The 22,348-nt window shown below is 66.0% G+C and carries 7 protein-coding genes, 1 tRNA gene and 3 rRNA genes; 1 reads left to right on the top strand and 10 read right to left on the bottom strand.

From position 1 onward, the window contains the following. Positions 1–35: 35 nt before the first annotated feature. The 3 genes from K3769_RS29545 to K3769_RS29535 form a co-directional block, all read right to left on the bottom strand. Positions 36–2,798: a DNA translocase FtsK gene (locus K3769_RS29545; RefSeq protein WP_267029299.1), complete on the bottom strand. Its 2,763-nt coding sequence runs from the start codon at positions 2,796–2,798 to the stop codon at positions 36–38. A 326-nt stretch (positions 2,799–3,124) separates the two neighbouring features. Beyond that, positions 3,125–3,808 carry a response regulator gene (locus K3769_RS29540; protein ID WP_267029298.1) on the bottom strand — a complete coding sequence of 228 codons (684 nt, stop codon included), beginning with the start codon at positions 3,806–3,808 and terminating at the stop codon, positions 3,125–3,127. A gap of 323 nt (positions 3,809–4,131) precedes the next feature. After that, positions 4,132–9,618, bottom strand: coding sequence for a HAMP domain-containing protein (locus K3769_RS29535; protein ID WP_267029297.1), 5,487 nt, complete (start codon positions 9,616–9,618; stop codon positions 4,132–4,134). Positions 9,619–9,941: 323 nt separating this feature from the next. Here K3769_RS29535 and K3769_RS29530 point away from each other — a divergent pair, with 323 nt between their 5' ends. Further along, entirely contained in the window at positions 9,942–12,689 is a 2,748-nt protein-coding gene (locus K3769_RS29530; protein WP_267029296.1) for a SpoIIE family protein phosphatase, read from the top strand. 79 nt (positions 12,690–12,768) lie between these two features. On the opposite strand, the gene K3769_RS29525 is transcribed toward K3769_RS29530, so the two are convergent. From K3769_RS29525 to dapA, 7 genes are all read right to left on the bottom strand, one after another. After that, a tRNA-Thr gene (locus K3769_RS29525) sits at positions 12,769–12,841 on the bottom strand. Positions 12,842–12,935: 94 nt separating this feature from the next. Then, a complete protein-coding gene (locus K3769_RS29520; protein ID WP_267029295.1) occupies positions 12,936–13,613 on the bottom strand; it encodes a DegT/DnrJ/EryC1/StrS family aminotransferase in 678 nt (225 codons plus the stop codon). A 99-nt stretch (positions 13,614–13,712) separates the two neighbouring features. After that, positions 13,713–13,829: ribosomal RNA gene (gene rrf / locus K3769_RS29515) — 5S ribosomal RNA — on the bottom strand. Positions 13,830–13,927: 98 nt separating this feature from the next. Next, positions 13,928–17,050, bottom strand: a 23S ribosomal RNA gene (locus tag K3769_RS29510). A 319-nt stretch (positions 17,051–17,369) separates the two neighbouring features. Further along, positions 17,370–18,897: ribosomal RNA gene (locus tag K3769_RS29505) — 16S ribosomal RNA — on the bottom strand. The 16S, 23S and 5S rRNA genes sit together here, the layout of an rRNA operon. Positions 18,898–19,420: 523 nt before the next feature. Further along, the gene (locus K3769_RS29500) at positions 19,421–21,106 is read right to left on the bottom strand and encodes a ribonuclease J (RefSeq protein ID WP_267029294.1); all 1,686 of its coding nucleotides are present in this window, start codon (positions 21,104–21,106) and stop codon (positions 19,421–19,423) included. Between the two features lie 134 nt (positions 21,107–21,240). Beyond that, on the bottom strand, positions 21,241–22,140 hold the full coding sequence (gene dapA / locus K3769_RS29495) for a 4-hydroxy-tetrahydrodipicolinate synthase (RefSeq protein ID WP_267029293.1): 900 nt from the start codon (positions 22,138–22,140) through the stop codon (positions 21,241–21,243). Positions 22,141–22,348 lie beyond the last annotated feature (208 nt).

The raw sequence follows: 22,348 nt of genomic DNA, 5'->3' as shown, positions 1-22,348 counted from the left end.
AAGGTCAAGGTCACCCGGGCAATCAGTCCTGACTCCTAGGACTCCGCCTGCCCCCGGATGACCGCGAGCACTCCGTCCAACTCGTCAGCCTTCACAAGAACGTCACGAGCCTTGGATCCCTCGCTGGGTCCGACGATGTTGCGGGACTCCATGAGGTCCATCAGCCGCCCGGCCTTGGCGAAGCCGACGCGCAGCTTGCGCTGGAGCATCGAGGTCGACCCGAACTGCGTGGAGACGACCAGTTCGGCGGCCTGGCACAGCAGGTCGAGGTCGTCGCCGATGTCCTCGTCGATCTCCTTCTTCTGCTTGGTGCCCACGGTGACGTCGTCGCGGAAGACCGGCGCCATCTGGTCCTTGCAGTGCTGCACGACGGCCGCGACCTCGTCCTCGGTGACGAAGGCGCCCTGCATACGGGTGGGCTTGTTCGCCCCCATCGGCAGGAAGAGCCCGTCTCCCTTGCCGATCAGCTTCTCGGCGCCGGGCTGGTCGAGGATGACGCGGCTGTCCGCGAGCGAGGAGGTGGCGAAGGCGAGCCGGGACGGCACGTTCGCCTTGATCAGACCGGTGACGACGTCGACGGAGGGCCGCTGGGTGGCGAGCACGAGGTGGATGCCGGCCGCGCGCGCGAGCTGCGTGATACGCACGATCGAGTCCTCGACATCGCGCGGCGCGACCATCATCAGATCCGCGAGCTCGTCGACGATCACCAGCAGATACGGGTACGGGGACAGCTCCCGCTCGCTGCCCTCGGGCAGTTTGACCTTGCCCTTCCTTATGGCGGCGTTGAAGTCGTCGATGTGCCGGTACCCGAAGGCCGCCAGATCGTCGTACCGCAGATCCATCTCCCGTACGACCCACTGCAGCGCCTCGGCGGCCCGCTTCGGGTTGGTGATGATGGGCGTGATCAGGTGCGGAATGCCCTCGTACGCGGTCAGCTCGACGCGCTTGGGGTCGACCAGGACCATGCGCACGTCCTCGGGGGTCGCCCGCACCATGATCGAGGTGATCAGGCAGTTGATGCACGAGGACTTTCCGGAGCCGGTCGCTCCGGCCACCAGGACGTGCGGCATCTTCGCGAGGTTGGCCATCTCGTAGCCGCCCTCGACGTTCTTGCCGAGCGCCACGAGCATCGGGTGGTCGTCCTCGGCGGCGTCCGCGAGACGCAGTACGTCGCCCAGGTTGACCATCTCGCGGTCGGAGTTCGGGATCTCGATGCCGACCGCCGACTTGCCCGGAATCGGGCTGATGATCCGCACGTCGGGGCTGGCGACGGCGTACGCGATGTTCTTCGCGAGCGCCGTGATCCGCTCGACCTTCACGGCGGGGCCGAGCTCGACCTCGTACCGGGTGACCGTCGGACCGCGGGTGAAGCCGGTGACGGACGCATCGACCTTGAACTCCCTGAAGACGTTCTGGAGGGAGGCGACGACCGCGTCGTTGGCGGCGCTGCGCGTCTTGCCGGGGCCGCCGCGCTCCAGCAGGTCGAGGGACGGCAGGGAGTAGGTGATGTCGCCGCGGAGCTGGAGCTGCTCGGCCCGGGCCGGGAGATCCCGGGACGTGTCGGGGGCGGGTTTGGTGAGGTCGGCGACCTCGGCCTTCAGCATCCCCTGCTTGGGCCTGGTGCCCTTGGCGCGCGCGGCGGGCACCGGGGTGGGCTCCTCGCGCCGGCCGGCCTCCTCGGCGGCGCCGGAGTCCTCACGCTCGCCCCGGTCGGTGCCGACGCCCTGCGTGAGGTCGGCCACCAGGGGGGAGGGCGGCATTCCGTGCATCACCGCGCCGTCGAGCGCCGCGGCGGCGGCAGCGGCCACGTCCACGGCGTCCATGGGCCGGTCCAGCGCGGGCTGCTGCACCGCGGGCCGCCTGCGGCGGCTGCGGCGCTCCGCGAGCGCCTCCTGCTCGGCGTCGTCCGGTTCGTACGCCTCGGGCGCCGTCCGGCGCCTGCGGGGGCTCTCCGGCAGCGCCTCGCGCCACTGCTCCTCGTAGCGCTCGTCGTCGTCCTCGGCGAACACGTCGTCGCTCGCCCGCGGCTGCAGGACGCCCAGCCGGACCCCCAGCAGCCGCAGCCGCTGCGGAATCGCGTTGACCGGGGTCGCGGTGACCACCAGCAGCCCGAAGACCGTGAGCAGCACCAGAAGCGGCACGGCGAGCACGTCACCCATCGTGTACGTCAGCGGAGTCGAAGCGCCCCAGCCGATGAGCCCGCCCGCGTCCCTTATCGCCTGCATGCCGTCGCTGCGCGCGGGCGCCCCACAGGCGATGTGGACCTGGCCGAGCACGCCGACGGCGAGCGCGGAGAGACCGATGACGATGCGTCCGTTGGCCTCGGGCTTCTCGGGGTGCCGGATGAGGCGGGCGGCGACGACCGCCAGCAGGATCGGCACTAGCAGGTCGAGGCGGCCGAAGGCGCCGGTCACCAGCATCTCGACGAGGTCGCCCACCGGGCCGCGGAGGCTGGACCAGGTCCCCGCCGCGGTGATCAGGGTGAGACCGAGCAGCAGAAGCGCGAGCCCGTCCTTGCGGTGTGCCGGATCGAGTCCCCTGGCGCCGTTCCCTATGCCGCGGAACACGGCGCCGACGGCGTGCGCGGCACCGAGCCAGACGGCGCGTACGAGCCTGTACACGCCCCCTGTCGGGCTGGGCGCCGGCTTCGGGGGCGGCACTTTGCGGACCGCGCCCTTCTTGGGGGGCGCCTTTTTCGCGGGAGCCTTCTTCGCCGGGGCCCTCTTCGCCACAGCCTTCGTCGGAGCGACCGCCTTCTTGGCGGGCGACTTCTTGGCTGCGGGCTGACGTGAGGCCATGGGTGTGAGGTTACCGGTGGAGGCCACTGCGGACACGTGTGCCTACTGCTTCACCCGTTCGTGTCGCCCGTTCCCGGCGCCGAGCTGACGCCGTCTCGGCAGCAACCCCGGCCACCAAGAACGCCGTTCGGCCCGCGGACGGCCGTGCGGCACGAGAGGGTCCATCAGGGCAGGCGCCGAGACCACGGCAACCCACGGACCGCACAAGGGGTCTGAGCCTTCACCAGGGGCCTGAGCGGCCACCGCCGAACGGGCGGACACCTCACCATCGGCGGCCGAATCCGCCGGGACCCGGCTCCCCCAGCTCCTCCGGCTCCGAGAAGAGCTCAGTTCTGCGACGGCAGCGAAGCCGCCCCGTTCCCCGTGCCCGGCTCCAGCGCGTCCAGCGCGCGACGCAGCCCCGTCAGTTTCCGTTCGAGATGGGCCGCGGTGGCCACGGCCGCCGCGTCCGCCGAATCGTCGTCCAGCTGCTTGGACAGGGCCTCGGCCTGCTCCTCGACGGCCGCCAGCCGCGCGGAGAGTTCGGCGAGCAGTCCGGCCGGCTCCTTCGTGTCGCCGAGCACCGACTTACCGCCGCCCTCCAGCTGCAACCGCAGCAGCGCCGCCTGCTCCCGGAGTTGGCAGTTCTTCATGTAGAGCTCGACGAACACCGAGACCTTCGCGCGCAGCACCCACGGATCGAACGGCTTGGAGATGTAGTCCACCGCACCCGCCGCGTACCCGCGGAACGTGTGGTGCGGGCCGTGGTTGATCGCGGTGAGGAAGATGATCGGGATGTCCCGCGTCCGTTCCCGCCTCTTGATGTGCGCGGCGGTCTCGAAACCGTCCATGCCAGGCATCTGGACGTCCAGCAGAATGACCGCGAAGTCGTCCGTGAGCAGCGCTTTGAGCGCTTCCTCCCCGGAAGATGCCCGTACCAGTGTCTGATCGAGCGCAGAGAGGATGGCCTCCAGCGCCAGCAGATTCTCCGGCCGGTCATCGACCAGGAGGATCTTGGCCTTCTGCACCATGGCCCGCCCTCCTCGTCCCGGCAGTGCACCGGGCGCCGCCCCAGGGGACGGCTTCTGAGCGCCGCCCGTCCTTGTGCCGGTCATGGTAGCCGCACCCCGCCTGTCGCCACACCCTGTCACCGCGATGTCACTGTGCACGTAGCAGAAACGCAGCGGGAGACCAGAAGGTTCCCCGAATCCCGGGTTTCTACACGGCTCCGGGCACAGTCAGTCAGCAACTCGGTATACCGCGCTGCCGTCCGACCGGCCCGTGGACGCGATCATTTCCCTCCCACTCAATCATCCTCGGCCGCCCGATCAAACCCCGCCTCCGTCGCCGCGGGTCACTCCCCCCGCATCCACTGCTGCATCACCGTCAGCAGATGATCGGGATCGACCGGCTTCGTCACATAGTCCGAGGCACCCGACTCGATGGCCTTCTCCCGGTCGCCCTTCATCGCCTTCGCGGTGAGCGCGATGATCGGCAGCCCGGCGAACTGGGGCATCCTGCGGATCGCCGTCGTGGTCGCGTATCCGTCCATCTCCGGCATCATGATGTCCATCAGGACGACCGTCACGTCGTCGTGCTGCTCCAGGACCTCGATGCCCTCTCGGCCGTTCTCGGCGTACAGCACCGAAAGACCGTGCTGCTCCAGGACGCTGGTGAGCGCGAACACGTTGCGGATGTCGTCGTCGACGATCAGGACCTTCTCGCCCTCGAAGCGGAAGACGGCACGCGTGCGCGTGGCCACCTCCTCGTCGCCCGAATCCCAGGCCTCCGGGGCCTGCGGCCGGGACTCCGGCAGCGCGGGCCGCTGCTCGGCCGCGGACACCGCCCTGCGGCGGCGCCTGAAGAGCGCCGCGGGCCCGTTCTGGGTCTCCTGGTACGACCTGACCTCCGCCGGTGTCTCCACCCGCGCCTCGGTCTCGTGGTCCGCACCCGACGGCAGCGCGCCGTTCTCCATGGGCGGGGACATCTGCGGGTAGCCCTGCGGCGGGAGTTCGCTCGGGTGCAGCGGCAGGTACAGCGTGAACGTCGAGCCGCGTCCCGGCTCGCTCTGCGCGTGGATCTCACCGCCGAGCAGCCGCGCGATCTCCCGCGAGATGGACAGGCCGAGGCCCGTACCGCCGTACTTGCGGCTCGTCGTCCCGTCCGCCTGCTTGAACGCCTCGAAGATCACCCGCATCTTGCTGGCCGCGATCCCGATGCCCGTGTCGGTCACGGAGAACGCGATGAGGTCGGCGTCCGCGTCCCGCAGCGAACCCGCCTCCAGCAACTGCTCCCGGATGGCCACCGGCACCTCCGCGCCCGCCGGCCGGATGACCAGTTCGACCGCTCCGGAGTCGGTGAACTTCACCGCGTTCGACAGCAGATTGCGCAGCACCTGGAGGAGCCGCTGCTCGTCCGTGTGCAGCGTGGCGGGCAGCTCCGGCGAAACCCGTACGGAGAAGTCGAGGCCCTTCTCCGCCGTCAGCGGACGGAAAGTGGCCTCTACGTAGTCGACGAGCTGGACCAGCGCGATACGGGTCGGTGACACGTCCATCTTGCCCGCCTCGACCTTCGACAGGTCGAGGATGTCGTTGATCAGCTGGAGCAGGTCGGAACCCGCGCCGTGGATCGTCTCGGCGAACTCGACCTGCTTGGGCGTGAGGTTGGAGTCCGCGTTGTCGGCGAGCAGCTTGGCGAGGATCAGCAGCGAGTTGAGCGGCGTACGCAGCTCGTGGGACATGTTGGCCAGGAACTCGCTCTTGTAGCGCATGGAGACGGCGAGTTGCTCGGCGCGCTCCTCCAGGACCTGCCGCGCCTCCTCGATCTCGGTGTTCTTGACCTCGATGTCGCGGTTCTGCTGGGCCAGCAGTTCAGCCTTCTCCTCCAGCTCGGCGTTGGACTCCTGGAGGGCCTTCTGCCGGTTCTCCAGCTCCGCCGACCGCTCCCGGAGCTGCTCGGTGAGCTCCTGGGACTGCTTGAGCAGCACCTCGGTCTTGGTGTTGACCGCGATGGTGTTGACGCTCGTCGCGATCATCTCCGCGATCTGGCTGAGGAAGTCCTTCTGGATGTGCGTGAACGAGTGGAACGACGCCAGCTCGATCACCCCGAGGACGGTCCCCTCGAAGAGCACCGGCAGCACGATGACATGCGCCGGAGGTGCCTCCCCGAGGCCCGATGCGATCTTCAGATACCCCGGCGGCACGTTCTCCACGAGAATCGTGCGCTTCTCCTTGGCGGCCGTCCCGATCAACGTCTCACCCGGCCGGAACGACGTCGGCATGGAGCCCATCGAGTAGCCGTACGACCCGAGCATGCGCAGCTCGTACGAGTCGTCGTTCGCGGCGCCCACGTGCTTGCCGTCGTCCAGCGGCATCGCCATGAAGAACGCGCCGTGCTGCGCGGAGACCACCGGAGTCAGCTCGCCCATGATGAGCGAGGCCACGTCGGCCAGGTCGCGGCGGCCCTGCATCAGACCGGAGATCCGGGCGAGGTTGCCCTTCAGCCAGTCCTGCTCCTTGTTGGCGATGGTGGTGTCGCGCAGGTTCGCGATCATCTTGTTGATGTAGTCCTGAAGTTCCTGGATCTCGCCGGAGGCGTCCACGTCGATCTTCAGGTTGAGGTCGCCGCGGGTCACGGCGGTCGCCACGCGCGCGATGGCACGCACCTGCCGGGTCAGGTTCCCGGCCATCTCGTTCACCGACTCGGTGAGGTCGCGCCAGGTGCCGTCGACGTCGCGTACGCGCGCCTGGCCGCCCAGCTGCCCCTCGGTGCCCACCTCGCGGGCCACCCGGGTGACCTCCTCGGCGAACGACGACAGCTGGTCGACCATCGTGTTGATGGTGGTCTTCAGCTCCAGGATCTCGCCGCGCGCGTCGATGTCGATCTTCTTGGTCAGGTCGCCCTTGGCGATGGCCGTGGTGACCATCGCGATGTTGCGCACCTGTCCGGTCAGGTTGGACGCCATGCCGTTCACGGATTCCGTGAGGTCCTTCCACGTACCCGACACGCCCGGTACGCGCGCCTGGCCGCCGAGGATGCCGTCCGTGCCCACCTCACGGGCCACCTTGGTGACCTGGTCCGCGAACGAACTCAGCGTCTTCACCATGGTGTTGAAGGTGTCGGCGAGCTGCGCGACCTCGCCGCGCGCCTCGATCGTCACCGTCCGCGTCAGATCGCCGTTGGCGACGGCCGCGGCGACCTGCGAGATGTTGCGCACCTGCATGGTCAGGTTGTTGGCCATCAGGTTGACGTTGTCGCTGAGGTCCTTCCAGATGCCCGTGACGCCCGGCACGCGGGCCTGGCCGCCCAGCTGGCCCTCGGTGCCCACCTCGCGGGCCACCCGGGTCACCTGCTCGGCGAACGAGGACAGCTGGTCGACCATCGTGTTGACGGTCGTGACGAGTTCGAGGATCTCGCCCTTCGCGTCGACGGTGATCTTCTTCGACAGATCGCCCTTGGCGACCGCGGTCGTGACCTCGGCGATGTTGCGCACCTGGATCGTCAGGTTGTTCGCCATGAAGTTCACGGACTGCGTGAGGTCCTTCCAGGTGCCGGAGACACCCTGCACCTCGGCCTGTCCGCCGAGGATGCCCTCCGTACCCACCTCACGGGCCACCCTGGTGACCTGCTCGGCGAAGTTCGACAGCTGGTCGACCATCGTGTTGAGGGTGTTCTTCAGCTCCAGGATCTCGCCGCGCGCGTCCACGTCGATCTTCTGCGACAGGTCACCGCGCGCCACCGCCGTCGCGACCTGCGCGATGTTGCGCACCTGCGCGGTGAGGTTGCCGGCCATGCCGTTCACCGAGTCGGTGAGGTCCCGCCACACGCCCGCGACGCCCGGCACCTGCGCCTGACCACCCAGCCGGCCGTCGGTGCCCACCTCGCGGGCCACCCGGGTCACCTGCTCGGCGAAGGCGCTGAGCTGGTCGACCATCGTGTTGATCGTGTTCTTCAGTTCGAGGATCTCGCCGCGCGCGTCCACCTCGATCTTCTGCGACAGGTCACCGCGCGCCACCGCCGTCGTCACCTGGGCGATCTGCCGCACCTGGGACGTGAGGTTGCCCGCCATGAAGTTGACGGAGTCGGTGAGGTCCTTCCACGTACCGGACACCCCGTCCACCCGCGCCTGGCCGCCCAGGCGGCCCTCCGTGCCCACGTCACGCGCCATCCGCGTCACCTGGTCGGCGAAGGACGACAGCTGGTCGACCATCGTGTTCACGGTGTTCTTGAGCGCGAGCATCTCGCCGGAGACGTCCACGGTGACCTTCTGCGACAGATCACCGTTGGCCACCGCCGTCGTCACCTGGGCGATGTTCCTCACCTGGCCGGTGAGGTTGCGGAACGCCGTGTTGACGGAGTCGGTGAGGTCCTTCCACGTACCGGCCGCCCCCGGCACCTGCGCCTGACCGCCCAGCTCGCCCTCGACGCCGATCTCCCGCGCCACGCGGGTGACCTCCGCGCCGAAGCTGGACAGCTGGTCGACCATCGTGTTGACGGTGTTCTTGAGCTCCAGCATCTCGCCGGCGACCTCGACGCTGACCTTCTGCGACAGATCACCGTTGGCCACCGCAGTAGTTACTGCGGCGATGTCCCGCACCTGGGTGGTCAGGTTCCGGAAGACCGTGTTCACCGAATCGGTGAGGTCCTTCCACGTGCCCGCCGCCCCCGGCACGTTCGCCTGCCCGCCGAGCCGCCCCTCGCCGCCGACCTCGTTGGCGACCCGGGTGACCTCGTCCGCGAACGTGCGCAGCGTCTCGGTCATCTGGTTGATCGTCTCGGCGAGCTGCGCGACCTCGCCGCGCGCGGACACGGTCACCTTCTGCGACAGATCACCGTTGGCGACCGCCGTCGTGACCTGCGCGATCCCGCGCACCTGCGCGGTGAGGTTGCCGGCCATGAGGTTCACCGAATCGGTGAGGTCCTTCCACACCCCGGCCACCCCGGGCACCTGCGCCTGACCGCCCAGCTCGCCCTCGGTACCCACCTCGCGCGCGACGCGCGTCACCTCGGAGGAGAACGAGGACAGCTGGTCCACCATCGTGTTGACGGTGTTCTTCAGTTCGAGCATCTCACCGGCCACGTGAACCGTGACCTTCCGGGACAAGTCACCCTTGGCGACCGCCGTCGTCACCAGCGCGATGTCCCGCACCTGCGCCGTCAGCCGGTACGCCATCGTGTTGACCGAGTCCGTGAGGTCCTTCCACGAACCGGACATACCGCGCACCCGGGCCTGTCCGCCCAGCTTGCCCTCGGTACCGACCTCGCTGGCCACCCGCGTCACCTCGTCGGTGAACGTGGACAGCTGGTCGACCAGGTTGTTGACCGTGCGCCCGACCTTCAGGAACTCGCCGCGCAGCGGATGCCCGTTGCCGTCCGCGGCCTGCGCCCGCAGTTCCATACGGGGCGACAGATCACCCTCCGCCACCGCCGACAGCACCCGGCCGACCTCGGAGACGGGCCGTACGAGATCGTCGACGAGCGCGTTGGAGGCGTCGATCGCCGCCGCCCAGGAGCCCTCACAGGCGCCCGTCTCCAGCCGCTCCGTGAGCTTTCCCTCACGGCCGACCATGCGCCGCACCCGCGACAGCTCACCCGTCAGCTGCAGATTCCGGTCGCCCACCTCGTTGAAGACGGCCGCGATCTCGGACATCACGTCGTCGCCCGAGACCGTGAGCCTCTTACGGAAGTTGCCGTCCCGCATCGACACCAGGGCCGCCAGCAGCCTGTTGAGGGCCGCCGTGTCCACCTCGGTGGTGCCATTGCGCGGTTTGCGCTGATTACTCAGGGACTGTCCGCCTTTCGCGCGCGTCTTAGTGCCCCGCGTCGCTGCGCCAGACTCCACTGTGTCCCTCCCGCAAGGGTCGACCATTTACTGCTCGGCGTACTCGGGTCCTACGTGCTCCGCGTGCCGGAAGGCTCTCAACCTGCCCGGACCTTCCCTTGAAGCCTGCCCAGTGTTTCACCATGGCTGAACCAGGCCATAACAGTTCGGCAGCTTCGCACACGGTCCGCACACCCTCCGGACGTAAACACTGACGACCGGCATCCGCATGGACCGCGAAGGTAAGTAACCTTGCATGCGGCTGTCCAGCCACGCCGGTCCGCCCGGCCTGGGCGGTGGCACGAGCACGAGCGGGCAGGCAGGCATCGGAGGGGCACCGCACCATGACCACCGGACTGCATCCTGGGGGACCGCCCCAGGATCCCCGGCCGACCGAGAATCAGCTTCTGCCCCGGCAGGGGCAGGTCGGCCACGGAGCCCTGCCCGCCGACGACCGGACAAGGAGTTCTGTGATCACCGCGCGCGCGGCCGCCAGCTTCGACCCTGTCGGGCGGTCCGTCGCGACCGCTCGTTCCTTCGTCCGTGACACCCTCCAGGGCTGGGGCTTCGCCGACATCGTCGATGACGCCGTGGTCCTCACGAGCGAGCTGGTCACCAACGCCGTCGTGCACGCGGGCACGTCCGCGGACGTCCTGTGCCTGCGCAGCGACGACGGCGTACGGATCGAGGTGGCGGACCACTACCCGGAACGCGAGATCCCACTCCAGGGCAGCGCCGTCAACATGGGCAACCCCGACCGCGAGGGCGGGCGCGGCCTCCAGCTCTGTGCCGCCCTGGCCGGCCGCTGGGGCGTCGAGTACACACCCACCCGCAAACAGGTCTGGTTCCAGCTGGACCTCCCCGAGCGCGCCGTGGGCACCCGCACCGCGGGCCCGTCCCTGCCCTCCCACCTGCTCCCCCTCGCCGACGGCCGCGTCCGCGTCGCGGTCGTCCAGATCGACCGCGCGGGCGCGATCAACGCCTGGAACGAGGACGCGGAGGAGCTCTTCGGCTACCAGGCGGAACAGGTCATCGGCAAACCGCTGACCGACCTCGCGGCCTGGCCGCACACCCCCGGCACCAGCACGGGCATCGTCGAGGCCCTCAAGCTCTCCCGCTGGGAGGGCAGTTACGGCCTGCGCGGCGCCAACGGCCGCGTCACTCCCGTATACGCCTCGCATCTGCGCGTCCGCGACACCGGCGGCGAACCCTCCACGGTCTGCCTCCTGGTGCGCGACCACGAACGAGCCGTCCTGCAGACCCCGTTGCGCGTCTCGGCCACGGACACGACCACCAGTTCCGAGGGCCATGCCTCGGACCCCTTCGAGGTCTTCATCGGCTCACCGGCCCCGGACGACCTGGACGGCCTCCTGCAGCGCACGGTGGAGCGCGCCCGCGACATGCTCGACGGCGACTCCGCCTTTCTCCTCCTCGCGACCGACGACGAGACGGAACTGGAGGTGCGGGCCTCCACCGGCCTCCCCTCCGCCCGCCAGCGCTTCGCACGCGTCCCCGTGGAGGCGGGTACCGGCCGTTACGGCTCGGCCCGCATGCCGGCCGTCCACGAGGACCTCACGGCCGTCCCAGGGGCCGTACCGCTCCTCAGCGGCACCGGTATGCGTTCGGTCGTCACGGTCCCCCTCAAGGTCGAGGGCAGACTCACCGGCTCGCTCGGCGTGGCCGCCGAATCACCGGCCCGCTACTCGAACGAGGAGGCCCTGCGCCTCCAGTTCGCCGCCGACCGTATCGCGCTCGCCGTGGAGTCGGCCCGCCTGGGCGAACTGGAGCGGCTGCGCCGCGGCTCGCTGTCCTTCCTCGTCGAGGCCTCGGACCTCCTCGCGGGCACGCTGGACCGCGACCAGACGCTGGCCCTGATGGCCCAGATGACGGTCCCGACCCTGGCCACCTGGTGCGCCGTCTACACGATCGCCGACCAGTCCTCCGACCCCTACCTTTCGTACGTCCTGCACGAGGACGAGGAGCGCATCGACGGCCTCAAGGCCCTCCTGTCGAAGATCGACCCCCCGGACCCGGTCCCCACGCCCGGCGCCAGGGTGTGGGCGGCCCCCGCGGAAGCGGCCCACACGGCCGCCCTGCGCACCTCCATGCGCAGCCTCGGCCTCGGCGGCCCCTCCTCGGTGAGCTCAGGCATCGGTACGACACTGGCGACGGCCGGGGCGGTCGGCGGCGAGACGGTCGTCCTGCCCCTGGTGGCCCGCAACCGCGTCATCGGCATGCTGACGCTCGGCAAGCCCACGGACGAACACTTCCGCCAGGAGATCCTGGAACTGGCCGAGGACCTCAGCCGCCGGGCCGCCCTCGCCCTGGACAACGCGCGCCTGTACTCGGAGCGCACTGCCATCAGCCAGTCCCTCCAGCGCAGCCTCCTTCCCCCGGAACTTCCCCACATCGAGGGCGTCGAGGTCGAGGTCATCTACCGCGCGGCAGGCGAGGGCAACGAGGTGGGCGGCGACTTCTACGACCTCTTCCCCATCCGCGACGGCGCCTACGGCTTCGCCATCGGAGACGTCTGCGGTACGGGGCCGGAGGCGGCGGCGGTCACCGGACTCGCCCGCCACGCACTGCGCCTGCTGGCCCGCGAGGGTTACGGGGGCCCGGCGGTGCTGGACCGCCTGAACTCCGCGATCCTCGACGAGGGCGCCCGCAGCCGCTTCCTGACCCTCCTGTACGGGGAGTTGTGGCCCCAGGAGGACGGCTCGGCGCTCCTGAAGGTGGTCTGCGCCGGCCACCCGCTCCCCCTGCGCCTGCGCCCCGACGGCACGGTGGAACCGGCCGCCGAACCACAGCCCCTCCTGGGCGTCATGGACGACCTGGAGCTGTACGAGCAGGAGGTGACACTCGATCCGGGGGACGTCCTGCTGTGCGTGACGGACGGCGTCACCGAACGCCGCGAGGGCACCCGCATGCTGGGCGACGACGGCCTCGCGGATGTCCTCACCACCTGCACGGGTCTGACGGCCGGCGCGGTGGCCGCCCGCATCATGCGCGCGGTGGAGCGTTTCGCGAGTGACGCCCCGTCCGACGACATGGCCATTCTGGCAATGCGCGTGCCGGGTCTGCAGAAGGACTGACGGTCTGTTCCCGGGGCCCCACCGGCCCCGGGAAACGCAAAAGGCCCCCGCCCACAAGGGCGGAGGCCTTTTCCGTCTGAGCCCCCAAACGGAATCGAACCGTTGACCTTCTCCTTACCATGGAGACGCTCTACCGACTGAGCTATAGGGGCCTGTTGCTTTTGAGGTTTCCCTCGTGGCAACGGAATAAAGCATACCCCGAACGCCGGTGTGCTCCCAACTGCGTTCGATACCGCGCCCGGCACCTCAGAAGGCAGGCTGGAGCAGTCCGCCGAGGGCATTGCACGCGGACACGATCCGCTGCATCTCCCGCTTCGTCAGCGACGCGTTGACGGGCAGCGCGAGCGTCTCGTCGGCGGCCCGTTCCGTCTCCGGCAGACAGACGTCCCGCCTGAACGCGGGCATCCGGTGCACGGGTGTCTTCACCGGCACCCTGCATTCGACGCCCTTGGCCCGCACAGCCCGTGCGAAGGCATCGCGGTCCGGCCGTCCGTTCCCCAACACCCGCACGACGTACTGCTGGTAGGTGTGCCCCGCTCCGCACTCCGGAGTCCGCACTCCCCGCAACCGCCCGTCGAGGTAGGTGGCATGTGCCCTACGCTCCTCGACCTCGGCGTGCGGCGCCTCGGACTCGCCCTGTTCGAGCACCAGCAGCCCGCGGCGCCGGCCGATGTCCCACAGGCGCGGCATGTCGGCGAGCCGCCCGAAGCGGTGGACGGCGACCAGTGCGGCCGTCCGCGGCCCGACAGCCGCCTCGACCTCGGCGGCGTCGACGCAGTACGTACTGGGATCGATGTCGACGAACACCGGTAGCGCGCCGGTCGCGATGACGGCCTCGGCGACCTCTGCGTTCCCGAACGCCGGCACGATGACCTCGTCACCGGCTCCGACACCCGCGGCCCTGAGCCTTGCTGCAGTACTCATGCAGGTGATGTTGGTCGGGCAACGTGAACTCCAAGTGACGCACAACAAAAAAGAGCTGGTCCCTGAACCTAAGTTCAGGGACCAGCTCTCTTAATAATAGTTCGGCGGCGTCCTACTCTCCCACAGGGTCCCCCCTGCAGTACCATCGGCGCTGTAAGGCTTAGCTTCCGGGTTCGGAATGTAACCGGGCGTTTCCCTCACGCTATGACCACCGAAACACTATGAAACTCTCAAACTGCGGCACCACACCCCGTGGCCACACGGGTATGGGATTGTTCGTGGTTTCAGAACCAACACAGTGGACGCGAGCAACTGAGGACAAGCCCTCGGCCTATTAGTACCGGTCAGCTCCACCCCTTACAGGGCTTCCACATCCGGCCTATCAACCCAGTCGTCTACTGGGAGCCTTAACCAATCAAGTTGGTGGGAATACTCATCTCGAAGCAGGCTTCCCGCTTAGATGCTTTCAGCGGTTATCCCTCCCGAACGTAGCCAACCAGCCATGCCCTTGGCAGGACAACTGGCACACCAGAGGTTCGTCCGTCCCGGTCCTCTCGTACTAGGGACAGCCCTTCTCAATATTCCTACGCGCACAGCGGATAGGGACCGAACTGTCTCACGACGTTCTAAACCCAGCTCGCGTACCGCTTTAATGGGCGAACAGCCCAACCCTTGGGACCGACTCCAGCCCCAGGATGCGACGAGCCGACATCGAGGTGCCAAACCATCCCGTCGATATGGACTCTTGGGGAAGATCAGCCTGTTATCCCCGGGGTACCTTTTATCCGTTGAGCGACGGCGCTTCCACAAGCCACCGCCGGATCACTAGTCCCGACTTTCGTCCCTGCTCGACCCGTCGGTCTCACAGTCAAGCTCCCTTGTGCACTTACACTCAACACCTGATTGCCAACCAGGCTGAGGGAACCTTTGGGCGCCTCCGTTACTCTTTAGGAGGCAACCGCCCCAGTTAAACTACCCATCAGACACTGTCCCTGATCCGGATCACGGACCCAGGTTAGACATCCAGCACGACCAGACTGGTATTTCAACGACGACTCCACCCGAGCTGGCGCTCAAGCTTCACAGTCTCCCAGCTATCCTACACAAGCCGAACCGAACACCAATATCAAACTATAGTAAAGGTCCCGGGGTCTTTCCGTCCTGCTGCGCGAAACGAGCATCTTTACTCGTAGTGCAATTTCACCGGGCCTATGGTTGAGACAGTCGAGAAGTCGTTACGCCATTCGTGCAGGTCGGAACTTACCCGACAAGGAATTTCGCTACCTTAGGATGGTTATAGTTACCACCGCCGTTTACTGGCGCTTAAGTTCTCAGCTTCGCCAAACCGAAGTTTGACTAACCGGTCCCCTTAACGTTCCAGCACCGGGCAGGCGTCAGTCCGTATACATCGCCTTACGGCTTCGCACGGACCTGTGTTTTTAGTAAACAGTCGCTTCTCGCTGGTCTCTGCGGCCACCCCCAGCTCACCGAGTAAATCGGATCACCAGTGATGGCCCCCCTTCTCCCGAAGTTACGGGGGCATTTTGCCGAGTTCCTTAACCATAGTTCACCCGAACGCCTCGGTATTCTCTACCTGACCACCTGAGTCGGTTTAGGGTACGGGCCGCCATGAAACTCGCTAGAGGCTTTTCTCGACAGCATAGGATCATCCACTTCACCACAATCGGCTCGGCATCAGGTCTCAGACTTATGTGAACCGGATTTACCTGGATCACGTCCTACACCCTTACCCCGGGACAACCACCGCCCGGGCTGGACTACCTTCCTGCGTCACCCCATCACTCACCTACTACAGGTCTGGTCCGTCGGCTCCACCACTTTCCATTCCCCGAAGGGTCCGGAACGGCTTCACGGACTTAGCATCGCCTGGTTCGATGTTTGACGCTTCACAGCGGGTACCGGAATATCAACCGGTTATCCATCGACTACGCCTGTCGGCCTCGCCTTAGGTCCCGACTTACCCTGGGCAGATCAGCTTGACCCAGGAACCCTTAGTCAATCGGCGCACACGTTTCTCACGTGTGTATCGCTACTCATGCCTGCATTCTCACTCGTGAACCGTCCACCACTGCCTTCCGGCGCGGCTTCACCCGGCACACGACGCTCCCCTACCCATCCATACTCCCGTTGGGGATATGTGTATGAATGACACGACTTCGGCGGTACGCTTGAGCCCCGCTACATTGTCGGCGCGGAATCACTAGACCAGTGAGCTATTACGCACTCTTTCAAGGGTGGCTGCTTCTAAGCCAACCTCCTGGTTGTCTGTGCGACTCCACATCCTTTCCCACTTAGCGTACGCTTAGGGGCCTTAGTCGATGCTCTGGGCTGTTTCCCTCTCGACCATGGAGCTTATCCCCCACAGTCTCACTGCCGCGCTCTCACTTACCGGCATTCGGAGTTTGGCTAAGGTCAGTAACCCGGTAGGGCCCATCGCCTATCCAGTGCTCTACCTCCGGCAAGAAACACACGACGCTGCACCTAAATGCATTTCGGGGAGAACCAGCTATCACGGAGTTTGATTGGCCTTTCACCCCTAACCACAGGTCATCCCCCAGGTTTTCAACCCTGGTGGGTTCGGTCCTCCACGACCTCTTACAGCCGCTTCAACCTGCCCATGGCTAGATCACTCCGCTTCGGGTCTTGAGCGCGCTACTATACCGCCCTATTCGGACTCGCTTTCGCTACGGCTTCCCCACACGGGTTAACCTCGCAACACACCGCAAACTCGCAGGCTCATTCTTCAAAAGGCACGCAGTCACGACGCACCAAGTAAACTTGATGCGCGACGCTCCCACGGCTTGTAGGCACACGGTTTCAGGTACTATTTCACTCCGCTCCCGCGGTACTTTTCACCATTCCCTCACGGTACTATCCGCTATCGGTCACCAGGGAATATTTAGGCTTAGCGGGTGGTCCCGCCAGATTCACACGGGATTTCTCGGGCCCCGTGCTACTTGGGTGTCTCTCAAACGAGCCGTTGATGTTTCGACTACGGGGGTCTTACCCTCTACGCCGGACCTTTCGCATGTCCTTCGCCTACACCAACGGTTTCTGACTCGCCTCACAGCCGGCAGACTGTGAAAGAGAGATCCCACAACCCCGCATGCGCAACCCCTGCCGGGTCTCACACACATACGGTTTGGCCTCATCCGGTTTCGCTCGCCACTACTCCCGGAATCACGGTTGTTTTCTCTTCCTGCGGGTACTGAGATGTTTCACTTCCCCGCGTTCCCTCCACACACCCTATGTGTTCAGATGTGGGTGACAGCCCATGACGACTGCCGGGTTTCCCCATTCGGAAACCCCCGGATCAAAGCCTGGTTGACGGCTCCCCGGGGACTATCGTGGCCTCCCACGTCCTTCATCGGTTCCTGGTACCAAGGCATCCACCGTGCGCCCTTAAAAACTTGGCCACAGATGCTCGCGTCCACTGTGCAGTTCTCAAACAACGACCAACCACCCGTCACACACCACTTACGCGATGCTTTACCGGGGCCGGCACTGAAGATCCAGACTTGAAGTCCGTACCCTCAGACACCCAACAGCGTGCCCGACACCCTCATCCCTTCAGGTCTGCTTTCCACGCCCCGAAGGACAGTACTTACAGCCGAAGAAGGCTGAGTGTGCCGAATAATCAACGTTCCACCCTTGAGCAACCAGCACCGGACGTTCGCCGATGAACTGGCCTCTGGACCATCAGGCAGAACCTGACAGCCAAGAAGTGCTCCTTAGAAAGGAGGTGATCCAGCCGCACCTTCCGGTACGGCTACCTTGTTACGACTTCGTCCCAATCGCCAGTCCCACCTTCGACAGCTCCCTCCCCACAAGGGGGTTGGGCCACCGGCTTCGGGTGTTACCGACTTTCGTGACGTGACGGGCGGTGTGTACAAGGCCCGGGAACGTATTCACCGCAGCAATGCTGATCTGCGATTACTAGCAACTCCGACTTCATGGGGTCGAGTTGCAGACCCCAATCCGAACTGAGACAGGCTTTTTGAGATTCGCTCCACCTTGCGGTATCGCAGCTCATTGTACCTGCCATTGTAGCACGTGTGCAGCCCAAGACATAAGGGGCATGATGACTTGACGTCGTCCCCACCTTCCTCCGAGTTGACCCCGGCAGTCTCCTGTGAGTCCCCATCACCCCGAAGGGCATGCTGGCAACACAGAACAAGGGTTGCGCTCGTTGCGGGACTTAACCCAACATCTCACGACACGAGCTGACGACAGCCATGCACCACCTGTCACCCGACCACAAGGGGGGCACCATCTCTGATGCTTTCCGGGCGATGTCAAGCCTTGGTAAGGTTCTTCGCGTTGCGTCGAATTAAGCCACATGCTCCGCTGCTTGTGCGGGCCCCCGTCAATTCCTTTGAGTTTTAGCCTTGCGGCCGTACTCCCCAGGCGGGGAACTTAATGCGTTAGCTGCGGCACCGACGACGTGGAATGTCGCCAACACCTAGTTCCCACCGTTTACGGCGTGGACTACCAGGGTATCTAATCCTGTTCGCTCCCCACGCTTTCGCTCCTCAGCGTCAGTAATGGCCCAGAGATCCGCCTTCGCCACCGGTGTTCCTCCTGATATCTGCGCATTTCACCGCTACACCAGGAATTCCGATCTCCCCTACCACACTCTAGTCTGCCCGTATCGAATGCAGACCCGGGGTTAAGCCCCGGGCTTTCACATCCGACGCGACAGACCGCCTACGAGCTCTTTACGCCCAATAATTCCGGACAACGCTTGCGCCCTACGTATTACCGCGGCTGCTGGCACGTAGTTAGCCGGCGCTTCTTCTGCAGGTACCGTCACTTTCGCTTCTTCCCTGCTGAAAGAGGTTTACAACCCGAAGGCCGTCATCCCTCACGCGGCGTCGCTGCATCAGGCTTTCGCCCATTGTGCAATATTCCCCACTGCTGCCTCCCGTAGGAGTCTGGGCCGTGTCTCAGTCCCAGTGTGGCCGGTCGCCCTCTCAGGCCGGCTACCCGTCGTCGCCTTGGTGAGCCACTACCTCACCAACAAGCTGATAGGCCGCGGGCTCATCCTTCACCGCCGGAGCTTTCAACCCCCACAGATGCCTGCAGAAGTATCATCCGGTATTAGACCCCGTTTCCAGGGCTTGTCCCAGAGTGAAGGGCAGATTGCCCACGTGTTACTCACCCGTTCGCCACTAATCCCCACCGAAGTGGTTCATCGTTCGACTTGCATGTGTTAAGCACGCCGCCAGCGTTCGTCCTGAGCCAGGATCAAACTCTCCGTGAATGTTTACCGGTAATCCGGTTCACATCATGAGAGCGGAACGACCAACCGGAATAAGGAAGGCCGTTCACAGCGTCCTCGCTGATGCGCCTGCCGTGCTTGCGCCCGGCAGGACTTTTTCAAAGGAACCTCCACCCACCACCCTGCGGTGATGGACGGGGTATCAACATATCTGGCGTTGATTTTTGGCACGCTGTTGAGTTCTCAAGGAACGGACGCTTCCTTTGTACTCACCCTCTCGGGCTTTCCTCCGGGCTTTTCCCTTCGGTCTTGCGTTTCCGACTCTATCAGACCGTTTCCGGTCTCGATTTCCTCGGTGCTTTCCAGGTTTTCGCTTTCGCGTTTCCCTTTCCGGCGATCCCGACTTTATCAGAAGTTCTGAGTCGGAATTTCCGCCCCCTGCGAGGAGGTCCGGACACCAAGTTGTGTCGGGTTCCCGTTCAGGCGGAGCCGTAAACGTACTGGAGCGGAGCACCCCGATGCAAATCGAGGTGCCCCGCTCCGGGTGTACGTGCTACGAGGTCGCTCAGACCTCGACGACGACCGGCAGGATCATCGGCCGGCGGCGGTAGGTGTCCGAGACCCACTTGCCCAGGGTGCGGCGGATGAGCTGCTGCATCTGGTGGGCTTCGACGACGCCGTCCTGGGCCGACCTCTCCAGGACCTCGACGACCTTCGGGAGGACCGCGCTGAAGGCGGAGTCCTCGATGCCCGAGCCGCGGGCCTGGATGTGCGGCCCTCCGGTGATCTTGCCCGTGCTGGTGTCCAGCACGACGAAGACCGAGATGATCCCCTCGTCACCGAGGATCTTGCGGTCCTTGAGCGTGGGCTCGCCGACATCGCCGACCGAGAGGCCGTCGACGTACACGTAACCCGCCTGGACCTTGCCGGCGATTCTCGCCTTGCCCTCGATGAGGTCGACGACCACGCCGTCCTCGGCGATCACGATCCGGTCGTGCGGGACGCCGGTGAGGGCGCCCAGCTCGGCGTTGGCGCGCAGGTGGCGCCATTCGCCGTGGACCGGCATGAGGTTCCGCGGCTTGCAGATGTTGTAGAAGTACAGGAGCTCGCCGGCGGAGGCGTGGCCCGAGACGTGCACCTTGGCGTTGCCCTTGTGGACGACGTTGGCGCCCCAGCGGGTCAGGCCGTTGATGACGCGGTAGACCGCGTTCTCGTTGCCCGGGATGAGGGACGACGCCAGGATCACCGTGTCGCCCTGGACGATGCGGATCTGGTGGTCCCGGTTGGCCATCCGCGACAGGGCCGCCATCGGCTCGCCCTGTGAGCCGGTGCAGACGAGGACGATCTCGTGCTCGGGGAGGTCGTCCAGTGTCTTGACGTCCACCACGAGGCCCGGCGGAACCTTCAGATAGCCGAGGTCTCGCGCGATACCCATGTTGCGGACCATCGAGCGGCCGACGAAGGCGACCCGGCGGCCGTACTCGTGGGCGGCGTCGAGGATCTGCTGGATGCGGTGCACATGGCTGGCGAAGCTGGCCACGATGATGCGCTTGCTGGCGTTCGCGAAGACCGTCCGCAGCACGTTCGAGATGTCGCGCTCGGGCGGGACGAAGCCCGGGACCTCGGCGTTCGTCGAGTCCGAGAGGAGAAGGTCGATGCCTTCCTCGCTCAGCCGCGCGAAGGCGTGCAGGTCGGTCAGGCGCCCGTCCAGCGGGAGCTGGTCCATCTTGAAGTCGCCGGTGTGGACGACCATGCCCGCGGGGGTGCGGATGGCGACCGCGAGGGCGTCCGGGATGGAGTGGTTGACCGCCACGAACTCGCAGTCGAAGGGGCCCACTCGCTCGCGGTGGCCCTCCGCGACCTCAAGGGTGTACGGGCGGATGCGGTGCTCCTGCAGCTTCGCCTCGATGAGGGCGAGGGTCAGCTTGGAGCCGATGAGCGGGATGTCCGGCTTCTCGCGGAGGAGAAACGGGACACCGCCGATGTGGTCCTCGTGGCCGTGCGTGAGGACGATGCCCTCGATGTCGTCGAGGCGGTCCCTGATCGAACTGAAGTCCGGAAGGATCAGGTCGATCCCGGGCTGCTCCTCCTCGGGGAAGAGCACGCCGCAGTCGACGATCAGAAGGCGGCCGTCGTACTCGAAGACCGTCATGTTTCGGCCGATTTCCCCGAGGCCACCGAGCGGGGTGACGCGGAGGCCCCCTTGGGGCAGCTTCGGCGGCAGACGGAGTTCCGGATGCGGATGACTCAAAAGACTCTCCTCACCACACACGCCACGTACCTGGCAGGGCACGTGGCGCGCATGACGTTCGTGCAGTAGCAGTTGTCTGGTGGAGCAGGCGCTCGGCCTGCTTGGTCGTACGTATTCAGTTGTGAAGTCTGTGGTTAGAGCTGTACCCCGCCGGCGGCAAGATCGATCTTGAGTTGCGCGGTCTCCTCGGGTGACAGGCCGACCATGGGCAGGCGCAGCGGTCCGGCGGGCAGGCCCTGCAGGGCGAGTGCGGCCTTGCTGGTCATGACGCCCTGGGTCCGGAACATCCCGGTGAAGACGGGGAGCAGCTTCTGGTGGATCTCGGTGGCCTTCTGGACGTCGCCGCTCAGGTAGGCGTCGATCATGGCCCGCAGTTCGGGGGTGACCAGGTGGCCGACCACGGAGACGAAGCCGACCGCGCCCACGGAGAGCAGCGGCAGGTTCAGCATGTCGTCGCCCGAGTACCAGGCGAGGTCGCAACTGGCGATGGCCCAGCTGGCGCGGCCGAGATCACCCTTGGCGTCCTTGTTGGCGACGATACGCGGGTGCTCGGCGAGGCGCACCAGGGTCTCGGTGTTGATCGGGACACCACTGCGGCCGGGGATGTCGTAGAGCATGACCGGCAGGCCGGTGGCGTCGGCGATCGTGGTGAAGTGCTGGTACAGGCCCTCTTGCGGGGGCTTGTTGTAGTACGGCGTCACGGTGAGCAGACCGTGTGCGCCGGCCTTCTCGGCGTCGCGGGCCAGCTCGATGCTGTGGCGCGTGTCGTTCGTGCCGACGCCCGCTACGACGTGGGCGCGGTCGCCGACGGCCTCCAGTACGGCTCGTACGAGGTCCGCTTTCTCCGCGTTGCTGGTGGTCGGGGACTCGCCCGTGGTGCCGTTGACGATCAGGCCGTCGTTGCCTGCGTCCACCAGGTGGGTGGCGAGCCGCTGCGCGCCGTCGAGATCGAGTGCGCCGTCCGCCGCGAAGGGCGTGACCATGGCAGTGAGGACCCGCCCGAAGGGGGTCTGCGGAGTGGAGGTCGGAGCCATGGGTAACACGCTACTCGCTGCTCACTGTACGGTCTGCCCTCGGGGGAGGCGACAAGTCAGGACAAAAGTGGAACCCGGCACTGCCTGCTCGGGGGTTCAAGCAGTGCCGGGTCCGTTTGATCAGGCTAGATGAACTTCCTGAAATGCCGCAATACGGACACTTCGCCTGGCCGACCCGTACAGATGTGCCCGATGGCGTGTCCGACGG

It is taken from the genome of Streptomyces ortus (assembly GCF_026341275.1).
In the GTDB taxonomy this organism is placed as follows: Bacteria; Actinomycetota; Actinomycetes; order Streptomycetales; family Streptomycetaceae; genus Streptomyces; species Streptomyces ortus.
Note: the sequence above shows the minus strand (reverse complement) of the source record. Positions and strands in the feature narration are given on the sequence as shown.